Source organism: Amycolatopsis sp. NPDC058340 (assembly GCF_042723975.1).
Taxonomy (GTDB): Bacteria; Actinomycetota; Actinomycetes; order Mycobacteriales; family Pseudonocardiaceae; genus Amycolatopsis.
This window is the reverse complement of the sequence record NZ_JBHXIB010000010.1, coordinates 99320-122913: the sequence shown is the minus strand read 5'-3', so window position 1 is coordinate 122913 and position 23594 is coordinate 99320. Positions and strand designations below refer to the sequence as shown.

20 protein-coding genes and 1 pseudogene are annotated in these 23594 nt (G+C 69.2%); 11 read left to right on the top strand and 10 right to left on the bottom strand.

Annotated features, from left to right (window positions below):
- Positions 1-5 precede the first annotated feature (5 nt).
- Positions 6-1202, top strand: a complete 1197-nt coding sequence (locus ACFWIW_RS15295; RefSeq protein WP_378369012.1) for an FAD-dependent monooxygenase — start codon at positions 6-8, stop codon at positions 1200-1202.
- A gap of 143 nt (positions 1203-1345) precedes the next feature.
- Here ACFWIW_RS15295 and ACFWIW_RS15290 read toward each other — a convergent pair whose 3' ends face one another.
- The 5 genes and pseudogenes from ACFWIW_RS15290 to ACFWIW_RS15270 form a co-directional block, all read right to left on the bottom strand.
- On the bottom strand, positions 1346-2602 hold the full coding sequence (locus ACFWIW_RS15290) for a DUF222 domain-containing protein (RefSeq protein WP_378369011.1): 1257 nt from the start codon (positions 2600-2602) through the stop codon (positions 1346-1348).
- Between the two features lie 242 nt (positions 2603-2844).
- Positions 2845-3107: pseudogene (locus ACFWIW_RS15285) on the bottom strand (IS30 family transposase); the annotation flags it as partial.
- Between the two features lie 93 nt (positions 3108-3200).
- Positions 3201-4184 carry a hypothetical protein gene (locus ACFWIW_RS15280; protein ID WP_378369010.1) on the bottom strand — a complete coding sequence of 328 codons (984 nt, stop codon included), beginning with the start codon at positions 4182-4184 and terminating at the stop codon, positions 3201-3203.
- 61 nt (positions 4185-4245) lie between these two features.
- Complete coding sequence (locus tag ACFWIW_RS15275; RefSeq protein WP_378369009.1) at positions 4246-4995, bottom strand: SDR family NAD(P)-dependent oxidoreductase; 750 nt, start codon at positions 4993-4995, stop codon at positions 4246-4248.
- A gap of 10 nt (positions 4996-5005) precedes the next feature.
- On the bottom strand, positions 5006-6190 hold the full coding sequence (locus tag ACFWIW_RS15270; protein WP_378369008.1) for a glycosyltransferase 87 family protein: 1185 nt from the start codon (positions 6188-6190) through the stop codon (positions 5006-5008).
- A gap of 136 nt (positions 6191-6326) precedes the next feature.
- Here ACFWIW_RS15270 and ACFWIW_RS15265 point away from each other — a divergent pair, with 136 nt between their 5' ends.
- The 4 genes from ACFWIW_RS15265 (at position 6327) to ACFWIW_RS15250 (ending at position 10766) form a co-directional block, all read left to right on the top strand.
- Complete coding sequence (locus ACFWIW_RS15265) at positions 6327-7232, top strand: AraC family transcriptional regulator (RefSeq protein WP_378369007.1); 906 nt, start codon at positions 6327-6329, stop codon at positions 7230-7232.
- 78 nt (positions 7233-7310) lie between these two features.
- The gene (locus ACFWIW_RS15260) at positions 7311-8144 is read left to right on the top strand and encodes a carbohydrate-binding protein (protein WP_378369006.1); all 834 of its coding nucleotides are present in this window, start codon (positions 7311-7313) and stop codon (positions 8142-8144) included.
- Between the two features lie 192 nt (positions 8145-8336).
- Positions 8337-9680 (top strand): erythromycin esterase family protein, encoded by a 1344-nt coding sequence (locus tag ACFWIW_RS15255; RefSeq protein WP_378369005.1) that lies wholly within the window; start codon positions 8337-8339, stop codon positions 9678-9680.
- 120 nt (positions 9681-9800) lie between these two features.
- Positions 9801-10766 (top strand): sporulation protein, encoded by a 966-nt coding sequence (locus ACFWIW_RS15250; protein WP_378369004.1) that lies wholly within the window; start codon positions 9801-9803, stop codon positions 10764-10766.
- Positions 10767-10805: 39 nt separating this feature from the next.
- On the opposite strand, the gene ACFWIW_RS15245 is transcribed toward ACFWIW_RS15250, so the two are convergent.
- Positions 10806-11393, bottom strand: coding sequence for a TetR/AcrR family transcriptional regulator (locus ACFWIW_RS15245; RefSeq protein WP_378369003.1), 588 nt, complete (start codon positions 11391-11393; stop codon positions 10806-10808).
- A gap of 86 nt (positions 11394-11479) precedes the next feature.
- On the opposite strand from ACFWIW_RS15245, the gene ACFWIW_RS15240 reads away from it, so the two are divergent.
- The 3 genes from ACFWIW_RS15240 (at position 11480) to ACFWIW_RS15230 (ending at position 13895) form a co-directional block, all read left to right on the top strand.
- Entirely contained in the window at positions 11480-12016 is a 537-nt protein-coding gene (locus ACFWIW_RS15240; protein ID WP_378369002.1) for a dihydrofolate reductase family protein, read from the top strand.
- A 31-nt stretch (positions 12017-12047) separates the two neighbouring features.
- Positions 12048-12542 (top strand): MarR family winged helix-turn-helix transcriptional regulator, encoded by a 495-nt coding sequence (locus tag ACFWIW_RS15235; protein ID WP_378369001.1) that lies wholly within the window; start codon positions 12048-12050, stop codon positions 12540-12542.
- Positions 12543-12722: 180 nt separating this feature from the next.
- Positions 12723-13895, top strand: coding sequence for an MFS transporter (locus tag ACFWIW_RS15230; protein ID WP_378369000.1), 1173 nt, complete (start codon positions 12723-12725; stop codon positions 13893-13895).
- On the opposite strand, the gene ACFWIW_RS15225 is transcribed toward ACFWIW_RS15230, so the two are convergent.
- Genes ACFWIW_RS15225 through ACFWIW_RS15210 form a run of 4 tightly spaced genes read right to left on the bottom strand, consistent with a single transcriptional unit; the run spans position 13896 to position 19450 of the window.
- Positions 13896-15080 (bottom strand): GNAT family N-acetyltransferase, encoded by a 1185-nt coding sequence (locus tag ACFWIW_RS15225; RefSeq protein ID WP_378368999.1) that lies wholly within the window; start codon positions 15078-15080, stop codon positions 13896-13898. It lies immediately after the preceding gene.
- Positions 15081-15111: 31 nt separating this feature from the next.
- Positions 15112-16812, bottom strand: a complete 1701-nt coding sequence (locus ACFWIW_RS15220) for an ABC transporter ATP-binding protein (RefSeq protein WP_378368998.1) — start codon at positions 16810-16812, stop codon at positions 15112-15114.
- Complete coding sequence (locus ACFWIW_RS15215; RefSeq protein WP_378368997.1) at positions 16809-18551, bottom strand: ABC transporter ATP-binding protein; 1743 nt, start codon at positions 18549-18551, stop codon at positions 16809-16811. The genes ACFWIW_RS15220 and ACFWIW_RS15215 overlap by 4 nt, the downstream gene beginning before the upstream one ends.
- On the bottom strand, positions 18548-19450 hold the full coding sequence (locus tag ACFWIW_RS15210; protein WP_378368996.1) for an alpha/beta hydrolase: 903 nt from the start codon (positions 19448-19450) through the stop codon (positions 18548-18550). Before ACFWIW_RS15210 ends, ACFWIW_RS15215 begins: the two co-directional genes overlap by 4 nt.
- A gap of 96 nt (positions 19451-19546) precedes the next feature.
- Between ACFWIW_RS15210 and ACFWIW_RS15205 the strand changes: the two genes are divergently transcribed.
- The 3 genes from ACFWIW_RS15205 (at position 19547) to ACFWIW_RS15195 (ending at position 23594) form a co-directional block, all read left to right on the top strand.
- Positions 19547-20581 carry a PucR family transcriptional regulator gene (locus ACFWIW_RS15205; RefSeq protein WP_378368995.1) on the top strand — a complete coding sequence of 345 codons (1035 nt, stop codon included), beginning with the start codon at positions 19547-19549 and terminating at the stop codon, positions 20579-20581.
- A 120-nt stretch (positions 20582-20701) separates the two neighbouring features.
- Complete coding sequence (locus ACFWIW_RS15200; RefSeq protein ID WP_378368994.1) at positions 20702-22498, top strand: hypothetical protein; 1797 nt, start codon at positions 20702-20704, stop codon at positions 22496-22498.
- 13 nt (positions 22499-22511) lie between these two features.
- On the top strand, positions 22512-23594 hold the full coding sequence (locus ACFWIW_RS15195) for an AAA family ATPase (protein ID WP_378368993.1): 1083 nt from the start codon (positions 22512-22514) through the stop codon (positions 23592-23594).

The window sequence follows — 23594 nt, the reverse complement described above, 5'->3', positions numbered from 1 at the left end:
ACCCCATGAAGGTGGCGATCTGCGGTGCCGGGATCACCGGTCTGGCACTGGCGCACCGGCTCGCGACGCTGGACGTCGAGGTCGTGGTGCTGGAACGGGCCGCGGGACCGAGGGAACAGGGCTACATGATCGACTTCTTCGGCCCCGGCTTCGACGCCGTCGAGGAGATGGGGCTGCTGCCCCAGGTCGAAGAAACGGCGTATCAGGTGGACGAGGCGAGCTTGCTGGACGAACACGGCCGCCGCCGGGCCGCGATCGACTACGTCCAGTTCGCCAAGTCGGTGCGGGGACGGCTCCGCAGCATCATGCGGCCGGATCTGGAACGCGTGCTGCGTACCGGGCTTCCGTCCACAGTGGACGTCAGGTTCGGTGCCGGGGTCACCGGCGTCGAGGACCTCGGAGACCGGGTGCGGGTCACCCTGGCGGACGGCGAGACCCTCGAAGCCGACCTTCTGGTCGGGGCCGACGGGATCCATTCGACCGTGCGGCGGCTGGTCTTCGGTGAAGAGAGCCGGTTCTTGCGTCATCTCGGTTTCCATACGGCGGCCTTCGTTTTCGAGGACGAGGGGATTCGGGCACAGGTGGGGGAGCGGTTCTGCCTGACCGACACCGTCGGGATGCAGATGGGTTTCTACGGTCTCCGCGGCGGCAAACTCGCGGCGTTCGCCGTGCACCGGACGACGGATCCGGCCCTGCCGGCCGACGCGCGAGCGGCGCTGCGCGCGACCTACGGTTCGCTCGGCTGGGCGGTGCCGAAGGCGCTCGAACTGTGCCCGCCTCCCGGCGAGGTGTACTACGACCAGGTCGCGCAGATCGAGATGCCTTCCTGGAGCCGCGGGCGGGTCGTGCTCGTCGGCGATTCTTGTTATGCCGTCTCCCTTCTCGCCGGTCAGGGCGCTTCACTGGGTATCGCGGGCGCGTTCGTACTGGCCGAGCAGATCACCCGGGCATCCACGATCGAGACCGCGCTCGCGGAGTACGAGAGCCTGGTCCGCCCGGTGGTGACCGAAAAGCAGCAGGTCGCCCGTCGAGGCGCGCGATGGTTCCTGCCCGCCAACCGATTCCTGCTCCTGGCGCGCCGGGCGTTCCTTCACGTGGCCCGGCTTCCGGGGCTCGAACGACCACTCGCGGCCGCCGTGACGGGCAAGTCGACGGCGCTGGTCACGAACCTGAAGCACGGGGCCGAGATCCGGAGCCGGTGACTTTTGCGGCCTCGGAGCTCCGGTGGGGTCGGCGGGTTTCGCTAGGCGATCCGGACTCGCCGTCCGGCGGCGCCGGTGATCACGGCCGGGAGTTTTCTTGCGGCCGGTCGCGAGTTCGGTTTCGGTGGAGCGACGGGGTCGGCCTATGTCCGTAGGTGCATGGTGTTGCGCCTCGGTGTCCCGGTCGGGTCGAGGTAAGCGGGCGGAGTGAATTCTGGCAGGCCGTCTTGGGCGATGTGGACTGTCCATTCGCTGCGGTGGATCAACCGGTGGTGCTTCGTGCAGAGGAGTACGAGGTTGTCGATTTTGGTTTCGCCGTGGTGTCGCCAGAAAACAATGTGGTGGGCGGTGCAGCGGGGTACGGGCATGTCGCAGCCGGGGAAGGCGCAGCCGCCGTCGCGGAGGGTGAGCGCGTATTTCTGGGCGAGGGAGACGGTGCGTTTGGAGCGGCCGATGTCCAGCGGTTCGCCCGCGGTGCCGAGGACGCCGGGTCGGACGCGGGCGTCGCAGGCGAGGATCCTCGCGTCGGTGGCGCTGATCGGGCCGACGAGGTCGAGGTGGGCTTCGCCGAGATCGTTCATCAGGTCCTCGTAGGACATGGTGATGAGGATGTGGGTGGCCTCGCCCGCCTGGCCGGGCAGGTTCCGGCTGGTGGTCTTCAACCGGACGTAGTCGGTGAAGGCGTCCCCGTAGCGTTCGTCCTGGGTGCGGGAGTCCCGGACCCCGTCGATGGCTTTGTGCGGCTTCGCGAGGGGGTCGAGGTCGGATTTGAGGCGGGCGTAGGTTTCCAGGTCCAATCGTGCTTTCAGGCCGAGGGTGCCGTCGCGGTGCTTCACGAACCGCAACTCCGGGCGGGTCTCTTTCGGATCCTCGTTGCGGGGTTCCTTCCCATCAGGGTCGAGTTCGTCGAGCAGGCGGCGTCCGGCACGGGCGATCTGCCGTGGCCCCGCGTGCCGGGCCAGCTCGACCAGGATCTTCTCCCCGGCCCGCACATCCTCCTCAGGCACAGTGGACGGGATGCGGGCGAGGGTCTTGATGATCGCGTCGATCTGGCCACCGCCGATCGCACCCTCCGCGGCGGCTTCGGCGGTCAACGGCGCCAAGGGTGGTTCGGGGTCGCCGCCCAGGGACGGGCCGGGATGCAGGGCGAGGACCCGGTCGGCGCGGGCGCTGGCTTCCTTGTCCGACACCAGGAAATCCTCGTAAATCAACCCCGCCAGCGTCGAATGACCGCTGCAGCCCCGCACTCCGCGGGCGTTGATTTCGGCGAGGATCGCGTTCTGCTCCGCGTCCAGCCGGCGCTTCAATACTTCGAGTTCTTGTTTGCGGGCGTGCAGCGTCGCGGTGTCGACGCGCCACCACTGGGTGGGCGTCTTCGGGGAGGCATCGTCGCTGGACACAAGATCAACGCTACGCCGGATCGAACACCTGTGCTATAGCATATTCAGGCTATATCGAACGATGTAGGACGTTTGAAGAAAAGGGTGAGGTGGTCGCAATCAGCCGGCTAACCGTGACCACCCCACTGAAGCCGGATCACGCGGCGCGGTGAATGACGATGTCGTCCAGCCGGGCGCGGTGGCCACGCACACGGCAGCCTCCGCCTTATCCCTGGCGGATTCAGGCGGTCAGTGCATCACCCCTATTCTGGCAAGACTTCCGTGAAGGCCTCTCGGGGATTGTGCCAGCCGAGTGTCTGCCGCGGTCGACCGTTCAACTCGTTCGCGATGTTGTCCAGGCCGTCCTGACCGAAGGTCGACAGGTCGGTTCCCTTGGGGAGGTACTGACGAAGAAGGCCATTGGTATTTTCATGCTTCCGCGCTGCCGGGGAGAGCGAGGATCGCAGAGATTTACCGGCATTCCTGTGGCCATGGTGAAGGTCGGATGATGGCTCATTTCTTTGCCCGCCACGCCGAACTCGACGCTATCGCTGACGAACTGAACGACCGCCCGCGCGACAAACCCGCCGAAGTCTTCAAGAAGCACCTGTTGGGCGCTTCAGGAGCAGCTTCGGGTGAATGTCGCGATGACACCGGTGTAGTCGTACGAAACCGCGACCACTCCATCGTCGGTGAGCACCGGCCTCCCGAAGGCCCCGTCGGGGTCGGTGAGCAGCGTGTGCGTGAGTGCGCCGTTCTCCCAGACGCCGACGGCGTACTGCTTGTCGGCGGTCCGGTAGGTGCCCGAGGTGAGCGTTCCCGAATCGACCACGGACTCCTGGGCCCGTACGTCCAGCCGCCGCACGATCTGCCCGGCGGTATCCCATTCGACCGTCACGAACTTGCCGTTCTCGTAGATCGCACCGGAGATCCGTCCGCCGCGAAAGGCGTCCACGCGGTCGGTCTTCAACGACAGCTCGGTCAGCGATCCGCCGGTTTCGCGGACGAAGTAGGCGAGCCGTTGCCCTTCGGCGCGGATGAGGATCCGGCCCTGCTCGTCGATGTCGACCGGGCTCACATACGAGTAGACGGCCGGGTCGGGATTGATCACCTGCACCGAGCCGGGGGCGGAAGCGGGCCACAGCATCAGGTCGAAGGTGTCCGCGAATCTCGAAGCCATGCCGACGATGTCGCCGGCGTCGTTGATCGCCTTGGCCCGTCCGGCCCGATAACCCTGCGGCAGGGGCAGCTGTTCGTATCGCCCGTTCCGGTGGACGACGGCGCCGTTTTCGAACGAGTCGACGATCGTGGTGCCGACCGACTCTCCCGAGTCGTTGATGTCCCTCAGCATCGTCTGGTGGCCGAACGCCTGGCCAAGGATTTCGGCGGTCCCGTCGTGCCAGCGGACGCCGTCGGTGGTCGAGCCGCTGCCGACGAACCAGCCGCCGTTCGCGGCGCCGCTGACGTGGCCCGTGGTGCTCCCGGCGGGCAGTGGCAGGGTGCCCGGTGTCCACGTGCAGCCGGTGTCCGCGCTCGCGGTGCCGGCGCTCAGGCCGGTGAACACCAGGGTCACGGCCAGCAGGATCTTCGTCGTCCGCATCATGTGCGCAACGCTAGGCGCGAAGAACGCCGGCGTTCCACGTCAGATGACACAGACGCCGTGATCACCAAGTGGGATGAGCGGAGACACCGCCGTCCACGGTGAGGTTGTGCCCGGTGATCCACGACGCGAGCGGCGAGGCGAGGAACAGGCAGGCGTTCGCGATGTCGCCGGGGGTGCCGAGCCTGCCCAACGGAGCGGCCTGTCGCCAGCGGCGGACGCCCTCCGGCCAGGCGTCACCGAGGCCGGGCCGGTCGATCAGGCCGGGGGAGACGGCGTTGACGCGCAGTCCCCGTGCCCCGTATTCGAGCGCGGCGGCGCGGGCGTGCATGACCAGGGCGGCCTTCGCGCTGCTGTAATGCGCGTGTCCCGGCGCGGGCTGGGCCGCTTCGATCGAGGCGATGTGGATGACGCTGCCACCGTTCATCGCTTCGGCGGCGGCTTGGGTGCACGAGAACGCGCTGGTGAGGTTCGTGTCGAGGACGGCGCGCCAGCTTTCCGCCGACATCTCCGGCAGTGGCTCGACCGGCTGCACGCCGGCGTTGTTGACCAGGGTGTCCAGCCGCCCGTTCCAAGCCGCGGCGGCGGCCACCAGCCGCCGGCATTCGCCGTCGTCGGTGAGGTCGGCGGCGAACGTCTTCGCGGTGCCGCCCGCGTCCTGGATCCGTTCGACGACGGCGAGCGCCGAGGCCTCGTCACGGTGAAAGTGCACGGCGACGGCGCTGCCCGCCTCGGCGAAGCGCAGAGCGATCCCCCGGCCGATCCCGCCGCTGGCCCCGGTGACGAGGGTGGTGCTACCGGTCAGGTCGAGCATCGAGGTCCTTTCAGGCGAGACGGCGTTTCCGCAGGGAGAGCGCACCCGCGACGGCGAGGAAGACCAGACCCGCGAGGACGTAGCAGTTTCCCAGCCATTGCTGGGTGGTCGTCCAGGTCTGGCCCGGCCGGTCGAAGGCGGGGAAGTACCGGAAGGGTGCCGCGACGAAGATCGTGGCGACGACGCCGGTGACCGCGATCCAGGCCGCGGCCCTGCGCCGGTCCTGGCGACGCAGGACCGCGTAGGCGCCGGTGGTGAACAGCGCCGGGGCGATCCACACCCAGTGATGCGACCACGAGGTCGGCGAGATGAGCAGGGCGAACGTCGCGTTCAGCAGGAGCGCTCGCACCGGCGCCGAGCGGTACATGGTCACCGTCACCAGCACCAGCAGCAGGCCGGTGAGGACCATCCAGAGCGGCTTCGCGGCGGACTCGACGCCGAACCGGGCCAGCACGGCCTGCAGGGTCTGGTTGGTGTGGAACGAAGTCCCGCTGATCCCGGACGCTCCGGCGAGCCCGCCGAACCAGTAGCGCGCGGACGCCTCCGGCGCGACCGCGAACGCGACCGCCGAGGCGGCCACGAACGTGCCCAACGCGGTCATCGCGCCGCGGAAGTCCTTGCGTACCAAGAAGAACAGCAGGAACGCCATCGGTGTCAGCTTGATGGCCGCGGCGAGACCGACCCCGATGCCCCGGTAACGGCCCCGCGCCAGCAGGCAGTCGGCCGCGACGAGGCCCATCAGCAGCAGGTTGATCTGGCCGAAGCCGAGCGTCTGGCGGACCGGTTCGAGGAAGAGCGCCGGGGTGACCGCCAGCGACGCGACGAGCAGCGCCTTCCGCCGGTCCCCAGACGGCCACAGTGTGCGGGTGATCGCGTAGAAGGTGACGCCGAGCGCGGCCAGGCTGAGCGCGAACAGCAAGAGCACCGCGCCCGTCCACGGCACCAGCGCCAGCGGGGTGAGCACCAACGCGGCGAACGGCGGATAGATGAACAGCAGGGGGATACCGGCGTCGGAAAGCGGCAAGGCGCCGTAGAGATCACCGCCGCTCCACAGGGTGTCGACGCCGAAACGGTAGATCTCGAGGTCGCTGTGGGAGTTGCCCGCTGTCGCCAAGGCCACGGCGCACGCCAGGGCCAAGGCGGCGAACGCGCCGAGCGACCACCGGGCCCGACCGCGCGACTTGATGGGAGACATCGCGTGGTGACCCTTCGGACGTGCGTCGATGATCCCGACTGTACCGGGAGACGGAGAAGCGACTTCCGTCGGCAGTCACCGCCCCCGGTATTGGTCTAGACTTTTCATTCCCCAGTGTGGTGAAAGGGACCGGTCCATGCGCGGAACGACGGTGTTGCCGAGGACGCCTTGCCTGAAACCGAAGGCGGGGGAATTGCCACTGCATCGGCTGGAGGTCCGCGCGCCGGACGCCCTGCCGTTCACGGTCGGCACGTTCGACGCGGTCGGGCCGATGTCACGGGCGGCGTTCCCGCATCGGCACACCTTCTACGAAATCGTCCATGTCACCGGTGGCACCGGCGACCACGTCATCGATTTCACCCGCTGGGAATTGGGGCCGCCGCAACTCGCGGTCATCACACCGGGGCAGGTGCATCATTGGGATGCCCGCGATCTCAGCGGATTCGTCGTGTTGTTCACCGACGATTTCCTGCTCGAACATCCGGCGGATCGCGAAACCCTGCGAAGGCTCAGCCAGCAGCCGTGGCGGCTCGACGAACGCGCGGCCGAGGAGACGGCGCGGCTCGTCGCCGAACTCGACGAGGAATTCCGTTGTGGTGGGCAGGGTACGGATTCGGTGCTGCGGGCGCTGACGCATGTGCTGATCGTGCGGGCGGGACGGCTTCCCGGGCTGGCGGATCCGCGTCCGCCCGCGAGGGCGCAGGCGGTGGGCACGGAATTCGCGCGCTTGCTGGGACGGCCCGATCTCGGGCTCTGGTCGGTCGGCGCGCTCGCGGAACGGATCGGGGTCACACCGGGCTATCTCACCGACGCGGTGAAAACGGCGACCGGCCGGACGGCGGCACAACTGATGCGCGAGGCAAGGACAAGGGAGGCGAAACGGTTCCTGCTCGGCACAGATCTCACCGTGCGGCAGGTCGCCAGCCGGGTCGGTTTCGCGGATCCCGCCTATTTCTGCCGGTTCTTCCGGCGGGAAACGGGGTTGAGTCCCGGTGATTACCGCCGGACCGGTGACGCGCCCCCGGAGATTCACCACGACTGACCAACCCAGTCCATCGTCCACAGCTGATCTTCTCCATACCGTCGAGGGTGATTCCCGAAGCCCCCACGAGGAGCAGGTATGGACGAAGAGAACAAGCTCAGCCGAAAGACTGTGCTGAAGGCCGCGATCGCCGCGGGTGTGGCGGCTCCGGTCGCGCTGATCGGCGGACCCGCACTCGCGCGCACCACCGTCGCGAGCGGCAAGGCACCCGAGCTGACCCCGGCCTGTGACGACGGTGACGACCCGACCCCGCCGCAGACCGAAGGTCCTTATTTCAAGCCGAATTCCCCGCAGCGCACCTCGCTCGTCACGCCGGGGACGCCGGGTACGAGGCTCACCGTGTCCGGCTACGTGTTCGGGCTCGGCTGCCTGCCGATCGCGCGGGCGCTGCTGGACTTCTGGCAGGCGGACGTCAACGGCGCCTACGACAACGTGGGGTACACCTTCCGCGGTCACCAGTTCACGAACGACCAGGGCGCGTTCTCGCTGAGCACCGTCGTGCCCGGTCTGTACCCCGGTCGTACGCGGCATATCCACGTCAAGGTCCAGGCCCCCGGCAGGCCGGTGCTGACCACGCAGCTCTACTTCCCCAACGAGCCGCGCAATAACACCGACTCGATCTTCGACCCGCGGCTGCTGATGACCGTGCGGGACGTGGGAGCGGCCAAGGAGGCCGCGTTCGACTTCGTGTTGAACGTGCCGCAGACGCCGACGTCGACTTCGCGGCCGACCAGTACGACGCCGACTTCGACCTCCAACCCGCCCGGCGGGACGACCTGGGCGGCGGGAACCGGCTATTCCGCGGGCGCCCGGGTCACCTACAGCGGCCGCGGTTACGTGTGCTTGCAGGCGCACACCGCCCAGCCCGGCTGGGAGCCGCCGTCCACACCCGCGTTGTGGCGCGCGGAGTGACGGACAGCCGCTGCGGAGGGAGATAAACGCGGGTGGATTCCCGCCGCCGGGTCCCACACCCCGGCGGCGGGGTCCACCCGCTCCTGTTCGAGGTGAGGAAAACCCCACCCCAAATAGGAGCTTTACTTCAGCGCGCCGACCCCCGTCCTCGGACGATGATCGATTTCGACATCGGACGAAGGGGTGAACGGTATGACGAACGGCCGGAAGCGGTGGGCGAGACAGGCGGTGGTGGCCGCCGCCGTGGTGGTGACGGGAGCGGTGCTCGCTCCCATGGCGAGTCCCGCTCTCGCGGCGGAGACGGCAGCGGCCTGGCGGGATCCGGTGCGGTCGCTGGACCGGGTGGCGCATCCGCTGCGCTCCACCGAGCCCGGCCGGAACACCGCCGATCTACGGGCGCTGGGCGGGATGATCGGTGGTGCGAAGGTGGTCGGCCTCGGCGAGGCGACCCATGGCTCCCACGAGTTCTTCACCATGAAGGAGCGGGTGTTCCGCTACCTCGTGGAGGAAAAGGGGTTCCGGGCCTTCGCGCTGGAGCTCAGCTGGTCCGCCGGGCTGGAGATCGACGAGTACGTCCAGACCGGGCGCGGAGACGCCCGTGAGATCGCGAAGCGCACGCTGGCCGGGTCTCCGTGGGATCGCGAGGAGTTCGTCAGCCTGATCCGGTGGATGCGCGATCACAACCGCGCCCATCCCGAGCGCACGGTGCACTTCGTCGGAGACGACCTCGGCGCGCCTTCGGTGAACGACGCGTTCTTCGCGCGGATCACCGACCACATGGGCCGCCATCACCCGGAGGCGCTGCCCCGGCTCGACGAGCTGTACACGGGGCTGCGTCCGATCGACGACGCGTTCGCCTACCTGCGCAAACCCCTCGACGAACGACGGCGGCTCGCCACGCAGGCGGAGCAGGCCTTCGAGCTGGTCAAGGGCCTGACCGGGGCGGACGCCTACGGCTGGGCCGAGCAGCACGCCCGGTTCGTCGCGCAGACCGCCCGCTTCCTCGCCGTCGACCTCACGGATCCGAAGGAGCTGCCCGCGGCGCAGATCCTGCGCGACCAGGCGATGGCGCAGAACGTCGCCTGGTGGCAGCGGCGGACCGGCCACAAGATCCTGCTCTCCGCGCACAACGCCCACGTCGCGTACATCCCCGACATGCCGGCGGTCTACCCGAAGACCCAAGGCGCGTTCCTGCGCGAGACGCTTGGCCGCGATTACCTGCCGATCGGGTTCAGCTTCGACCGGGGTTCCTTCCTGTCCAAGGACACGGCGGTCGGCGGGGAGTGGAAGCCGTTCTCCGTCCCGGCCGCGCCGCCCGGGACGAACGAGGACACCCTCGATCGGGTCCGGTTCGACGACTACTACCTGGACCTTCGTACCGCGCCGCCCGCCGCCCGCGCCTGGCTGGACACCGCCCGGCCCACCCGCACCATCGGCACGCTGTTCCCCGTCGACCCGGCGGACATCTCGCTCGGGCGTTCCTACGACGTCGTCATCCACCTGCACGACGTCCGGCAGGCCGAGCTGAGAAGGTAGTGATGTCGCGCCCGTTTAGGGGTTTTCGACCCGGTTTGCCTGGCGTGCCGCGACGGATCTCGGTAGTAGTCGAACTGTTCCGGTACCCCCTGTTCCAGTACCCAGCGGAGGAAATCCCTGATGTTCAAACGGATGCTCAGCGCCTTCGGCGTCGGCGGCCCGTCCGTCGACACCGTGCTCGACTCGCCGCACGCCGTTCCCGGCGAGGTGATCACCGGCCAGGTCCGCATCCAGGGCGGTTCGAGCGACGCCCAGATCGAGGAGATCCTGCTTTCGCTGGTCACCAGGGTCGAGGTGGAGCACGGCGACCACGAGCGGGCCGGGACCGCGGAGTTCCTGCGGGTCAGCGCGGGCCGCAAGGTGAAAGTGACGGCCGGGCAGCTGACGACGATCCCGTTCCGGATCGCCCTGCCGTGGGAGACGCCGATCAGCGCGGTGGGCGGGCGTGAGCTGCCGGGCGTGGTCGTCGGCGTGCGCACCGAACTCGTCATCGCCGGCGCGCCGGACAAGGGCGACCTCGACCCGGTGCTCGTCGGGCCGCTGGAATCGCAGGACCGGGTGCTGGAGGCGTTCGGCGAGCTGGGCTTCTCCTTCCGCAGCGCGGACGTCGAGGCGGGGCGGTTGCACGGTGTCCGGCAGGAGCTCGGGTTCTTCCAGGAGATCGAGTTCTTCCCGCCGTCGCGCTACGCCGGCCGGGTCAGCCAGGTGGAGCTGACCTTCGTCGCGAGCCCGGACGACCTCGTGGTGGTGCTGGAGGCGGACAGGCGCGGCGGGATGTTCCGTTCCGGCGGTGACTCGTTCGGCCGCTTCCACGTTTCGCACGAGGAGGCGCTGCGCACCGACTGGGCGGCCGCCATCGACGGCTGGCTGGCCAAGGTCGCGGAATCCGGCGGCGGGCACGCCATGTTCGGCGGGCACCAGGAGCACTACGGCCACGAATACGACCACCACGGTCACCACGGCAGGCGTGGTCCGGGGATGGGCGGCGTGGTCGCCGGTGCCGCGGCCGGTGTGGTCGGCGGCATGATCCTCGGCGAGGTCATGGAGGACGTCTTCGACGGCGGTGACGAGGGCTTCGAGGAGTGATCCGGCTTCTGGGCACACCGGCTCCGGTGTGCCCAGGGGTCACTTCGCGGTCAAGGGCGCCAATGCGGCGTCGACCGCGTCGGTGAGCCGGCGGGGATCGGCCTCCGCCCTGGCCACCACGTGCAGGCCCTGCATGACGACGAGCAGGAGCCGCGCCTGTGCCCCGCAGTCGACGTCGGCGCGGACCTCTCTGGAGCGTTGGGCGGCTTCGAGTCCTTGCGCGATACCGGTTTCGAGGGCTTCGAATCCACTGTGGACCAGCTTCTCGGCGGCTTCGTCGGCGGGCAGCAGTTCGGTGGCGGTGTTGCCCAGCAGGCAGCCGCGTCCCGGGTGCTCCCGCGCCGCTTCCAAAACGCTGAGCAGAAGTTCGCGCAGATGCGCGAGAACGGGACCTTCGGCGAGCACGGCCCCCTGGCTTCGGGCGCCGCTCGCGTAGAGTTCCAGCGCTCGCAGGAAAAGCGCGTGCTTGTCGCCGTACGCGGCGTAGAGGCTTCCCGGCAGGATGCCGAGCTCGTCTTTCAGATCCCGCATCGACGTGGCCGCGTAGCCCCGCCGCCAGAAGACGTCGAGCGCTCCTCCGATCACTTGATCGTCGTCGAAGGATCGCGGCCTTCCCGTGCGTGGCATGGTCGCATCGTATGACTTCTTGACAGTGCGTTCAAGAAGTGTACGTTGACTTCTTGTTCGAGTGTTCAAGAAGTCGAGGAGTTCACATGGGGCGTCTCTTCCTGCACATCAACGTTTCACTGGACGGCTACATCGCCGATGCCGCGGGCGATATCGACTGGCAGTTCGCCGACGGCGAGTTCCAAGCGCACCTCGACGAACTGCTTGACTCGATCGACGGGATGGTCTTCGGCCGCAAGGCCTATGAGGAGCTCGCCGGCTATTGGCCGACCGCCGGTGACGAGGTCTCGGTCACCCAGCGGCGGCGGATGCACGAGCTGCCGAAGTACGTCCTGTCGCGCACGCTCCGGACCACCGCCTGGCACAACTCGCATCTGGTCGAAGACGCCTCCAGGCTCGCCGATCTCGAAGGCGACATCGCCCTCTTCGCCGGGGGAGAGGCCGCGACTTCCGCCGTCCGGCTCGGGTTGCTCGACGAAGTGCGGCTCGTGGTGAACCCGGTGCTCCTCGGCGGCGGGACGCGGCTCTTCGATGGCGAGTACGCGAAGACGGCGTTCACGCTCGTCGGCGACCGCCGGTTCGCTTCGGGTGCCCTGCTGCTCACCTATGCCGTGGCGGCCTAGCGGGCTCAGGGGGCCGGGGTAACCTCCGGTCGTGCCGGATCACGTTGATCACATCCTTCGCCAGTGGGCCGAAGCCCGTCCCGACCTGGACGTCTCCCCGATGGGCGTCATCGGGCGGCTGACCAGGCTGACCCGGGTGCTGGAGGGTGAGCTGCGCAAGACGTTCGCGCGCCACGACCTCGACCGGTCGTCGTTCGACGTCCTGGCGACCCTTCGCCGGGCGGGCACGCTGACCCCCGCCGACCTGATGCGCTCGGCGATGATCACCTCCGGCGCGGTCACCCAGCGGCTCGACCGCCTCGAACAACGTGGCCTCGTCGTCCGCTTGCCCGACGAGACGAACGGCCGCCGTGTGCTGGTCGACCTCACCGGGGCGGGGCGCGAACTCATCGACCGCGCCCTGCCCGATCACGTCGACACCGAGCATCGGCTCCTGAGCGCGGTCAGTGCCGAGGAACGGGACGAGCTGGCCGCCTTGCTGCGAAACCTGTTGCGGTCACTGGGAGATGTCGCCCTCGACGACTGACGTACCGGCTCTCTCGAGTACTCGTTTGACTTAGCGCTAAGCATCGAATAGCTTAGCGCTAAGACGTTCGCGGGATGGTCCCGCGCGCCGTCGATCCTCGCTGGAACGAAGCACCCCAGGGTCGGAATCGCCGTGCCCGCAGGGGTTTCTTCGTCATGCTCGTGAATCGAGAGAGAAGAAATGGTCACCCGAACCGAAAACGCGCACTCGACCCGGAAGGGCTGGGCGGGGGTCGCCGCCATCACCGCCAGCCTGTTCGTCTTCCTCACCACCGAACTGATGCCCGTCGGCCTGCTCACCCCGGTGAGTTCCAGCCTGGACATCTCGGTGGGCGCCGCCGGTCTGATGGTCACGCTCTACGGCGTCTCGGCCGGGCTCGGCGTGCCGTTCGTGGTCGCGTGGACGCGGCGGATCAACCGGCGCGTCCTGCTCTCCACGCTGCTCGCGATCCTGACCGCCGGCAACCTGATCACCGCTCTCGCGCCCGGATATCCGCTGGTACTGGCGACCCGGCTCGTCATGGGCTTCGCCAACGGCGCGTTCTGGGCGATCGGCGTGGGGATGGCGATGCGGATCGTCCCCGGCCACCACGCGAACCGGGCGGCGGCGGTCGTGATGTCCGGTATCTCCGTCGCCACCGTGCTGGGGATGCCGCTGGGCACCGTCCTGGAACGCCTCGTCGGCTGGCAGGGCACGTTCCTGATCTGGAGCGGGCTCAGCGTCCTGGTCTTCCTCGCCGTGCTCGTCCTGGTCCCGTCCCTGCCGTCGGCGAACGCGGTCCCGGTCCGCGAGGTGTTCGGCCTGCCACGGGTGAACGCGCGCCTGCGGTCGGTCCTGATCACCGTCGTCCTCTTCGTGCTCGGGCACTTCGGCGTGTACACCTTCATCCGTCCCTTCCTGGAAGGCACTTCGTCGGCGTCGCCCGCCTTCGTCACGGTGTGCCTGATCGTCTTCGGCGCCGGTGGAGCGGTGGGGAACTTCGTCGCGGGGCATTTCGTGGCGAAGAACGTGCTCGTCAGCTTCGCGGTCGGAGCGGCCGGACTCGTGACGTCCCTGTTGCTGCTGCTCGTGATCGGCCACGGGCAGGCGGGAGCGTTGATCGCGCTCGTGCTCTGGGGACTGTCCTACGGCGTGGTGCAGCTGAGCCAGCTCACCATGACGCAGCGGTCCGCGCCCGACACGTTCGAGGCCGCCATGTCGCTCAACACCTTGGCGTACAACACTTCCATCGCGCTGGGCGCGTTGTTCGCGGGATTGCTCGCGGACCACGCCGGGATCACCAGCGTGGTGTGGTTCGGCGTGGTGCTGACCGCGGCGTCGCTGCTGTTCACGGTCGGCACCCGCCGGACCTGATCAGAACCAGTGCAGGCAGTGCGGCGAACGCTCGGTACCGAAGAGCGCGTCGGCGAGCGCGGCCGCTTCCGGGCGATGGGCTCGGACGCGCCCGGCCCGGACGAGCAGGCTCGGCGCGGTGCCGCCGAGGTAGATCGAGCCCAGGTCGCTCACGTCCAGGGAGAGGTCGGGTTCGTCGCCGGTCGGGACGCAGTCCGCTTCGCCGCCCTGGACGGCCAGCCGGTACCGGCCGCGTTCGCCGAGCGCCGGGTCGTCGACGTCGAGGACGAGCTCGCCGTCGGTGGACCAGCCACGGGCGGTGAGCGCGCGGGGCACGTCCAGCAGCCGGACCCAGAGCCAGTCCGTGTCGCCGCCGACCTCGCCGGCCCGGAAGTCTTCGAGCTGCCACCGCAGCGGATGGTCGGGCGCGCAATGCTTGAACACGACTTCGGTGACGAGGTCGTGCCCGAGCAGGAACCTGGCCAACGCGGTGGCCACCTCGTCGTCGGCGGCGATGGTTTCGTCGACGGTCAAGGTGCTCGGTTCGGTGAGGGAGTAGGAGGCGTATCCGTCCGGGACGCCGTCGGCGTCGCGGTGAACGGCGATATGGCGCGCTGCCTGGGAGATCGGCGGCTGCCCCGCGCCTGAGGCCCACCAGTGGTGCGGTCGCGACAGCGCGCCGGGCCGGGTGCGGCGGTACCGGTCGTAGATCTCCTCCAGGAGTTCGCCGCACTCGGCGCGGCGCAGCACCTCGATCGAGCCACCGGCCACCCCGGCGGCGAAGGCGGCCCGGTGGCGTTGCACCGTCAGGCGCCGGGTGTAGGTCGCCGGTCCGTAGCCGAACCGGCGGTAGATCAGCGCCTCCGACGCCAGCAGGACGGAGAGGAATTCGCCCCTGGCCCGGAAATCGGCGAGCTGGTGCCGCATCATCGCGCTGAGCACGCCTTGCCGACGGTGCGAGGGCAGGACGCCGACGGCGGTCACCCCGGCGGCCGGGACGACGACCTCACCGGGCAGGGTCAGCTCGAAGGAGTACGCGGCGGCCGTGCCGACGGGCCGCCCGTCTTCGGACACCGCGAGCAGGCCGCGGTCCATTTCCAGCGCGGACCAGGTCTCGCCCGCGGTGTCCGGGAACCGGGCGAACGCGGTGAACATGGTGTCGACGAAGACGGCGCGGTCGTCGGCGGTCGTGGAACGGATCTTCATGGGCTCAGTGCATTGCCGTTCCCCGGCGGCGTCAAGCGATTTGCGGTTCGAGGAATCCCGCGTACCGGCCGCCGAGCCGGGCAAGTTCGCCGTGGCTCCCTTCTTCCGCGATCCGGCCGCCGTCCAGGAAGACCACGTGGTCCGCGCGTTCGACGGTGCGCAGCCGGTGCGCCACCATCACCACGGTCCGGCCTGCCATGAGCCGTTCGATCCCCTCGTGGACGGCCGCTTCGTTGACCGGATCCAGCGCGGAGGTCACCTCGTCGAGCAGCACGATGGGCGCGTCCTTCAGCAGTGCGCGCGCGATCGACACCCGCTGGCGTTCCCCGCCGGACAGCAGCGCGCCGCCCTCGCCGACGTTCGCGGACCAGCCGCCGGGCAGCCGTTCGATCACCTCGTCGAGGCGGGCCGCCGTCGCGGCGGCCCGCACTTCGGCGTCGACGGCGTCCGGACGGCCCAGCCGGATGTTCTCCTCGATGGTGCCGTCGAAGAGGTAGACGTCCTGGAACACGATCGCGATCCGGGACATCAGGTCGTCGGTGCTCATCGCGCGGACGTCCACCCCGCCGACGCGCACCGCGCCCGAATCCACGTCGTGGAACCGGGCGAGCAACTGCAGCACCGTGCTCTTCCCGGCGCCCGAAGGCCCGACGAGGGCGAGCTTCTGTCCTTCGCGGACGGTCAGGGAAAGGCCGTCGAGCACCGCGCGGCCGCCGCGAGCGAAGGCCGCCGAGTCGAACTCCAGATCGTGCCGCTCCGGCCGGACCGGTTCCGGCGGTTCCGGCAGCGGTTCGGTGCGCAGCAACGCGTCGAGCCGCGCCAGCACCGACCGCGCGCCGCGGAGTTTGCCCGCGATGTCGGTCAGTGAGAGCAGCGGATCGGCGCAGCGCGCGGCCAGGACGAGGATCGCCACGACCTCGGCCGCCCCGATTTCCCCGCCGAGCGCGAGGAAGGCGCCCAGCGTCAGCAGGACGGTGAACATCGCCTGCACGGTGAACGTCAGCCCCACGACACCGGGCAGCGCCGACAGGGTGGACCGGCGGTTCGCCCGCTGGAGGTCTTGCAGCGAGTCGTCGAGCAGCCGGAATCGTTCCGCGGCCCGCCCTCCGGCCCGCAGCACCGGCTGGGCCTGCAGATACTCGATGACCCGGCCGGTCGCCTCGGTGCCGCGTGCGGCGGCCTCCTCGTCGGCCGCGGCCATCGAACGGCCCGTCCGGAGCTGGATCGCCGCCACGACCGGGACGGCGATCAGCGCGGCCAGTCCCAGCCGCCAGTCGAAGGCGAAGATCACGAACACGATCGTCAGCGGGGTGACGCAAGCGGCGACGAACGGGGCCAGCAGATGCGCGATCACCCCCATCGCCTGCAGGACACCGGGTCCGGCCAGTGCCGACACCTCACCGACGCGGTTCCCGCCGTACCAGCCCATCGGCAGCCGGGCGAGATGGTCGCCGAGCCGGTGGTACATCCCGCGCAGCAACGTCGTCCCGGCGCGGAAGCCGGAGAGATCGGCGCGGTAGCGCAAAATCGCGAACACCGAGAAGGCCGCGCCGAACGCGATCAGCCACGGGACGGCGTCGCCGGGAGTGCTCCCGAGCAGCGCCCGCAGCAAGGGGACGAGCAACGCGTAGGACAGCCCTTCGACGACCCCGGTCACCGTCATCAGTGCCACGGTCCGCCGCACCGGCGGGGCGTGTTCGGGGCCGAGGACGCTCAGCAACATCCGGATCATCGAGGTTCCCCCTGTGGTTCGGCGGCGTGCTGGGAACGCCAGAAGGCGGCGAATTTCCCGTTCCGGGTAAGCAGATCCGCGGGCTTGCCGCGTTCGGCGATGGTGCCGTTCTCCAGCAGTACGACGGTGTCGGCGTCGACGACCGTTTCCAGGCGATGCGCGATGACCAGGATCGTCCGGTCGGCCCTTGACGTCGCCAGCGCCCGGCGAACGGCGAGTTCGGTCTGCGGGTCGGCGAACGCGGTGGCCTCGTCGAGCACCAGCACGGGCGTGTCGGAGAGCAACGCGCGGGCGAGTGAGATCCGCTGGGCTTCCCCGCCCGACAGGCCGGTTTCCTCGTGCAGCACCGTTTCGTAGCCGCGCGGCAGTTCGAGGATCCGGTCGTGGATGTTCGCCAGCCGGGCGGCGCGCACGATGTCGTCGAGGTCGGCGTGTGGCACCGCCAGCGCGATGTTGTCCGCGACCGACGCGCGCAGCAGGCGGACGTCCTGGAACACGAAGGAGACCTTGCGGTACAGCTCCTGGCTGCCGATTTCGCGCAGATCGACGCCGCCCAGCAGGATCTTCCCCTCCGCCGGGTCGAAGAACCGCGGCAGCAAAGTGACCAAAGTGGACTTACCACTGCCGGAGGGGCCGACGAGGGCGGTGACGGTGCCGGGTTCGAGTACCAGGTCGATTCCGTGCAGGACTTCACGGTCGGCCTCGTAGCCGAACCGGACGTCGCGCAGCTCCACCCGATGTCCCCGCGGCACAAGGGGTTTCTCCGGTTCCGGCAGCGGCGGCACGCCGAGCACGTCGCGGATCCGCCCGGTCGCGCGCCGGGCGGCCTGCAGTTCGTCGAAGCCGTGGCCGAGTGCGGCGACGGGTGCGGTCAAACCCAGGCCCAGCACCAGGAACGGCAGGAGATCGACCGGGGCGAGGCCGCCGCCGATGATCAGGAACGTGCCCCCGATCAGGACCACCAGCAGGACGAACGGCGGCGACAGCGCCAGCTGCATCCCCGCCGCCGGCCCGGCCATCCCTCGCACCCATCGGACGAAGGTGGCGACGAACTCGTCCGCGGCCGTGCGGAACCGGCGATGGGCGCGGCCCGCTCCGCCGAACGCCTTGACCACGGCGATGCCCTGGACGAATTCGACGACCGAATCCGAGATCCCCGCCATACCCCGGTCGAACTCCTCCTGCTCGCGCAGCCGGGCGGGCGTCATCATCAACGGGACCACCGCCACCGCCAGTACGACCGGGATCAGCGTGATCAGGGTGAGCCGCCAGTCGATGGTGAGCAGATAGCCGAGCGACACCAGCGGGACGACGAAGGCGGAGACGAGTTCGCCGGGAGTGTGGGCGATGAACGGGTGCACGGCACCGACGTCTTCGCCGACGACCTTGGCCAGCTCACCGGTGCGACGCCCGGAGAACCAGCCGATCGGCACGCGGCCGAGGCGTTCGGCGAGCAGGCGGCGGAAGGTGAGCTGGACCCGGCCGTCGAGCAGATGCCCGATCCCCGACGACGCGGCCGTGAACACCAGCCGGACGAACAGCCCGGCCGCGCCAACGATCACCGCGGTCCAGACCCGGCCTTCGTCGGCCGGGCCGGGCGCGAGCAGCGCCCGGCCCAGCTCGACGACCGCGAGCAGCGGCGCCAACCCCGAGACGGCGCCGACGATCTGCAGGACGACGACGGCGGCGAAACCACCGGCGAACGGGCGCAGCAGCCCGGTTGTCGTGGGTGCGGTCATGACTCGGCCAGCGCGCGGCGCAGGACGCCGCCCAGTTCGTCGATCTGACGGCGGGACACTTCGGCGGACAGGATCGCCTGCGACCCGTGGAAGGTGCCCGGCCACTGGTGCAGCTCGACCGAAACCCCCGCCTGCAGCAGCCGGAGCGCGTACTCGATGTTCTCGTCGCGGTTGGGGCAGAACTCGGCGGAGGCCACGTACGCGGGCGGCAGCCCCGAAAGATCGGTGGCCCGCGAAGGGGCCGCATACGGCGAAGCCGCGGGCTTTCCGGCCAGGTAGTGCCCCCACGCGGCGGTGATCTTGGCGCGGTTCATCCACGGCGTGTCGGTGAAGTTCCGCGCCGACCACGACTCCTGCCGGTCGTCGAGCCCGGGCTGGTTGAGCAGCTGGAAGCAGATCCGCGGGCCGCCTTCGTCGCGCACCCGCAGCGCCGTCGCCGCCGCGAGCCCGCCGCCCGCGCTGTGCCCGCCGACCGCGATCCGGTCGGGGGAGACGCCGAGTTCGGCCGCGTGGTCCGCGGTCCAGTTCAGCACGGCGTAGACGTCGTCGAACGCGGCGGGGAAGGGGTTCTCCGGTGCCAGCCGGTATTCGACCGAGACGACCACCGCGCCGGAGGCCTCGGCGAGCCGCGCCGCCCAAGGATGTTCGGTCTCCAGGTTGCCCATGACCCAGCCGCCGCCGTGCAGCCAGATGATCGCGCCCTGTGCCTCCCGTGGCCGGTAGATCCGGATCGGGACGCCGGGGTCGCCGGGTACCGTCCGGTCTTCGACCTCCATCGCCGAGGTGTCGGGGCGCGGCACCGACGTGGCCAGTTTCGCGAGCTTCTCGCGGTCCGCGATCGGGTCTTCGAGGTTCGCCGCGGGGAACAGGGCGACGAAGGCTTCGAGTTCGGGGTCCATGACGACGATCCTTCCGGCTTCCGGCCCGGAGGGCGGCCGCCATCCGTCGCGTGTGATCGCCCCTTCGCGCGACGATCGCCGCGTAGGCTCGCGGACATGGAGGCATTGGCCGCGCGGTTGTCGCATCTGGATCCCGACGTCGAGGGCGTGATCCGGGTCGTGATGTTCTACGACACCTTGATGCGGCGCCGGGTCGACCTCCCCGCGCTCGCCCGCGCCACCGCGGGGCTGTCGGAATGCGCGGCGGGTATCCGGCTCCACAGCACGGGCCGCACCATCCGCATGGCACCCGACGGCCGCGAAGCCGCTCCGACCTCCGTGCCGGCGTCCATCACGACGGCGGTCACCCTCGACGACGAAGAGATCGGCACGGTCTGGCTGGAACGCGAGGGCGAGCGCGGTGCCCTCGACGAAGCGGTGCTGGACCGGCTCGCGATCGCCGTGGCGACGGTCGTCGAGCGATACGGGCCTGCCCGCACCACCATGGCCGATCCGGCACTGGTGGAACTCGTGATCAGCTCCGCCAGTGACGACGCCGCCAGGAACCGGGCGTTGCGGCTGCTGGGGTTCCCCGGCGACGCGCCGATCCGTGTGGTCGCGGTCCGGTCCGAACTCCCGCTCGAGAAGATCGGCGGCCGGATCTGCCACGGGCGCCCGGTCAAGGCCGCGTCACTCGGCGACGTCGGCATCATCCTGGCCGCGACCGTGGATCCGGCCCGGTTCCCCGAAGACGTCCGGGCGGGGATCGGCGACGCCGAATGCCCGCACCGGTCCTGGCAGGACGCGAGGACAGCGCTGCGGTTCACGACCGCGCGCCGTCCGGTGATCCACTATCGCGACCTCGGCGCGCTGGCGCTGCTCGCGCGGATCCCGGAGGAGGACACGCGGGCCAACGCCGACGTCGTCGCGATCACGAAGCTGGCCGCGGATCCGGAAGACCTCCGGACGCTGGACGCCTACTGCGCCACGGGTTCCGTGCGGCAGGCCGCCGATTCCCTGCACCTGCACCACAGCAGCGTGGCGCGACGGCTGACCCAGATCGGCAAAGGCCTGGACATCGACCTGACCGACCCGCTAGGCCTGACCCGGGTGAGGCTCGCCCTCACCGCTTGGCGCCTGCTCGGCGAGTGAGTGGTAGCACCGATCCGCCGCACCCTATTTGTCAATTGACACTCAACTCCGGGCCGATCGACGCGATAATGTGGCGGTCGGCGCCGGAGGGCCGGCGCCGTGGACCTTGGGAGGGGGCCAGTGGCGCGACCGACGCGGGCTCTCGACCGCACGATCGTCGTTGTGGACGTCGTGGGGTTCACCGCGCCGGACCGCAATCGTCTCGACCGGCTCGCCGTGCATCAGGGCATGTACGAGGTTTTGAAGATCGCGTTCGCCGAAAGCGGCGTCGATTTCGATTCGTGCGCGCATGAGGACCGCGGCGACGGCGCCTTGATCCTGCTTCCGCCGGGAACGACCAAAAGCCTGGTCGCCGACCTGCTGCCGGAACGGCTCGCGGTCGCCCTCCGCCGGTACAACCACACGCGGACACCGCAGGCGCAGATGCGGCTGAGGGTGAGCCTCAACTCCGGCGAGGTGATCGGCGACGACAACGGCTGGGTCGGGGACGCGGTCGATATCGCTTTCCGCATTCTCGACGCGCAACCGGTGAAGGAGGCCTTCGCCGAATCCGATCGGACGATCGCGTTCATCTCTTCGGAGCGTTTTTTCGCGGACGTCATCGAGAAGGATCCGGGCCTGTTGCCCGAGCTGTACCATCCGCTACCTGTTTCGGTGAAGACCTTCACCGGAACGGCTTATCTGCGACTGCACGGGGATGTCATCCCGGACGCGGTGGTGGTGCGCGCCGAGGATCTCTTCCCGGCCGATCTGGAAGGTCCCGTCCTGGAGTTGATCCCCCGCAAGGATCTGGTGGGCCTGCGTCGTCACCTGACCGGAATGAGAGTCCCGAATCAGGCGGTCATGGTGAGCCGCGCGCTCGGCCCCGCGGTCCCGCCGCCCCGGCTGGACGGCGTCACCGACGCGTGGGAGGTCTTTCAGCTGCTCACCGATTTCAACGCGGGACCGGATGGGATCCCGCCCGCGTTGACCTTTCTCTGCCTGCTGGCCGAAAACGCGGGCGGAGGCAAACCGGACGCGATGATCGAGGGCTGGCTGGCGAACCAGGCCCGGTCGCTGCGGCTGACCCCGGCGTTCGGGCATCAGCGGCTGACCAGGACGCCGATTCCGGACCGTCCCCATCTGCATTTGCTGATCATGCTCGAACCGGTTTCCGCGGATCCGACGCGGTGCACGCTCGCGTTCTGGCGACAGGACGATCCGGAGATCTGGCCGCCGCCGCTCGGCGACGTGCGGGAAATCGGGATCGAAGAGGTCGAGCTCAGGGTCGACGACGTCATACTGGAGACCGAGGGGATCTGGTCCGGCCAGAGCATGTCCGCGTCGGTGGAATTCCTCCTGCCGAGAACGTTGATCAATTTGCCGGTGCAGCGGTGGGCGAAGGAGCATGAGACCGGTCAGCCCCAGCCGTTGCGCTACGGGTACCGTCTCGGAATACGGTCATTGGAGAGGATGCGGGCGAGGCATTGGCATCGCGCATGGCATGTTCGCTGGGATTCGATGGTGAAGGACCCCGCGCCCGACCGGTTGCACTATTCCGGTTGCCCGGAGGTCGGGGATCACCCGATCGACGCCATACTGAGCGACGAGCACTGGGTCGGCCTGGTATTGGCGAAACCCCCTTCGCCCCAGGCGAAACCGGGTGGCGCGCCGGACGAACTGACGACCGCGCTCCGCAGTGGCCTCCCGGTCGTGCTGTGGCATCCGGACGCCGAGCCGGAGACCCTGCGCGAGTTGCTCGACTGGGTATTGGCCGCGGAGAGCGGTTTCAACGAACTTCCGGATCGCCGGAAACTGGCGAATTCCGGTATGGCGGTACCGTTCCGGAATTCTCTGGCACACGATCTGGTGGTAATGTGGGACGACCCCAAACGTGTGATCGTTCTGGACCAGCCGTTGATCCCGACTCGACTGTAAGGGGATGCCGCGGATGAGCGGGAACGATCAGGACGCGGCCGTGGACGGCCGGACTCCTCGGCTGGACGCACCCGATTGGTGGATTTACCGGGGCACCGGTATTCCCATGCACGACATCGACCTGGCGCAACTGCTGCCCGCGCCGCCGCCGTGGCGTTCATATCGCGGCGACCCGCCACCGGAGAACGACGTACCGCCGCCGGACGACGGCGAGGCGGAACGCCGTCTCGGCACCGCTTTCACGCTTTCGGAGCAGGACGCGGACGCCGGCGAACTGAACATGGTCAACGCCGCCCTGTATTTACGGCGCCCGTTGCTGGTCACGGGGAACCCGGGAACGGGGAAGTCGAGTCTCGCGTACCGGATCGCCAGGGAACTGGGGCTGGGCCGGGTGCTGCGCTGGGCGATCACCAGTCACACCGCGCTGAGTTCCGGGCTGTACGGCTACGACGCGATCGGCCGCGTCCAGGCGGCGGCGACCAGCCAGGCCCAGCGTGGCGGTGAGGCCGAAGAACCCCCGATCGGCGATTTCGTCCGGCTCGGCCCGCTGGGCACCGCCTTCCTCCCCAGCAGGCTGCCGCGTGTCCTGCTGATCGACGAACTCGACAAATCCGAGGCGGATCTGCCCAACGATCTGCTGTCGATCTTCGAGGACGGCGAATTCTCCATCGAGGAATTGACGCGTGTGCGCAACCGGCATCCCGAGGTCACCGTGCACACCGCGGATCCGGGGCGCACCGCCGTGGTCCGCGACGGCCGGATCGCCTGCCACGCCTTCCCGATCGTCGTCATGACCAGCAACGGGGAGCGGGAGTTCCCGCCCGCGTTCTTGCGCCGCTGTCTGCAGTTGCGGATCGAGAATCCGGACGAGGAGCAGCTCGCTGCTATCGTGGCCGGTCATCTGGTCGGCGAGAACGGTGAACATCGGGACAGGCTCGTCCGGGAATTCGCCGAACGGAGCAAGGCGGAAGGCGGGCTCCCCACCGACAGGCTGCTCGACGCCGTCTATCTCGCGACGTCGGGCGCGTACCAGCCGGATCAGGAGGCATGGCCGCGGCTGGTGGACGCTCTGTGGCAACGACTGACGGTGCGGTGA

What these genes read in the sequence shown, in the direction of transcription:
- ACFWIW_RS15245 (WP_378369003.1), bottom strand. Translation starts at nt 11,393, where the DNA reads ATGCCACGCACGGGAAGGCCGCGATCCTTCGACGACGATCAAGTGATC.
- ACFWIW_RS15215 (WP_378368997.1), bottom strand. Translation starts at nt 18,551, where the DNA reads ATGACCGCACCCACGACAACCGGGCTGCTGCGCCCGTTCGCCGGTGGT.
- ACFWIW_RS15240 (WP_378369002.1), top strand. Translation starts at nt 11,480, where the DNA reads ATGGGGCGTCTCTTCCTGCACATCAACGTTTCACTGGACGGCTACATC.
- ACFWIW_RS15210 (WP_378368996.1), bottom strand. Translation starts at nt 19,450, where the DNA reads ATGGACCCCGAACTCGAAGCCTTCGTCGCCCTGTTCCCCGCGGCGAAC.
- ACFWIW_RS15295 (WP_378369012.1), top strand. Translation starts at nt 6, where the DNA reads ATGAAGGTGGCGATCTGCGGTGCCGGGATCACCGGTCTGGCACTGGCG.
- ACFWIW_RS15220 (WP_378368998.1), bottom strand. Translation starts at nt 16,812, where the DNA reads ATGATCCGGATGTTGCTGAGCGTCCTCGGCCCCGAACACGCCCCGCCG.
- ACFWIW_RS15275 (WP_378369009.1), bottom strand. Translation starts at nt 4,995, where the DNA reads ATGCTCGACCTGACCGGTAGCACCACCCTCGTCACCGGGGCCAGCGGC.
- ACFWIW_RS15255 (WP_378369005.1), top strand. Translation starts at nt 8,337, where the DNA reads ATGACGAACGGCCGGAAGCGGTGGGCGAGACAGGCGGTGGTGGCCGCC.
- ACFWIW_RS15225 (WP_378368999.1), bottom strand. Translation starts at nt 15,080, where the DNA reads ATGAAGATCCGTTCCACGACCGCCGACGACCGCGCCGTCTTCGTCGAC.
- ACFWIW_RS15270 (WP_378369008.1), bottom strand. Translation starts at nt 6,190, where the DNA reads ATGTCTCCCATCAAGTCGCGCGGTCGGGCCCGGTGGTCGCTCGGCGCG.
- ACFWIW_RS15260 (WP_378369006.1), top strand. Translation starts at nt 7,311, where the DNA reads ATGGACGAAGAGAACAAGCTCAGCCGAAAGACTGTGCTGAAGGCCGCG.
- ACFWIW_RS15280 (WP_378369010.1), bottom strand. Translation starts at nt 4,184, where the DNA reads ATGATGCGGACGACGAAGATCCTGCTGGCCGTGACCCTGGTGTTCACC.
- ACFWIW_RS15195 (WP_378368993.1), top strand. Translation starts at nt 22,512, where the DNA reads ATGAGCGGGAACGATCAGGACGCGGCCGTGGACGGCCGGACTCCTCGG.
- ACFWIW_RS15265 (WP_378369007.1), top strand. Translation starts at nt 6,327, where the DNA reads ATGCGCGGAACGACGGTGTTGCCGAGGACGCCTTGCCTGAAACCGAAG.
- ACFWIW_RS15230 (WP_378369000.1), top strand. Translation starts at nt 12,723, where the DNA reads ATGGTCACCCGAACCGAAAACGCGCACTCGACCCGGAAGGGCTGGGCG.
- ACFWIW_RS15205 (WP_378368995.1), top strand. Translation starts at nt 19,547, where the DNA reads ATGGAGGCATTGGCCGCGCGGTTGTCGCATCTGGATCCCGACGTCGAG.
- ACFWIW_RS15250 (WP_378369004.1), top strand. Translation starts at nt 9,801, where the DNA reads ATGTTCAAACGGATGCTCAGCGCCTTCGGCGTCGGCGGCCCGTCCGTC.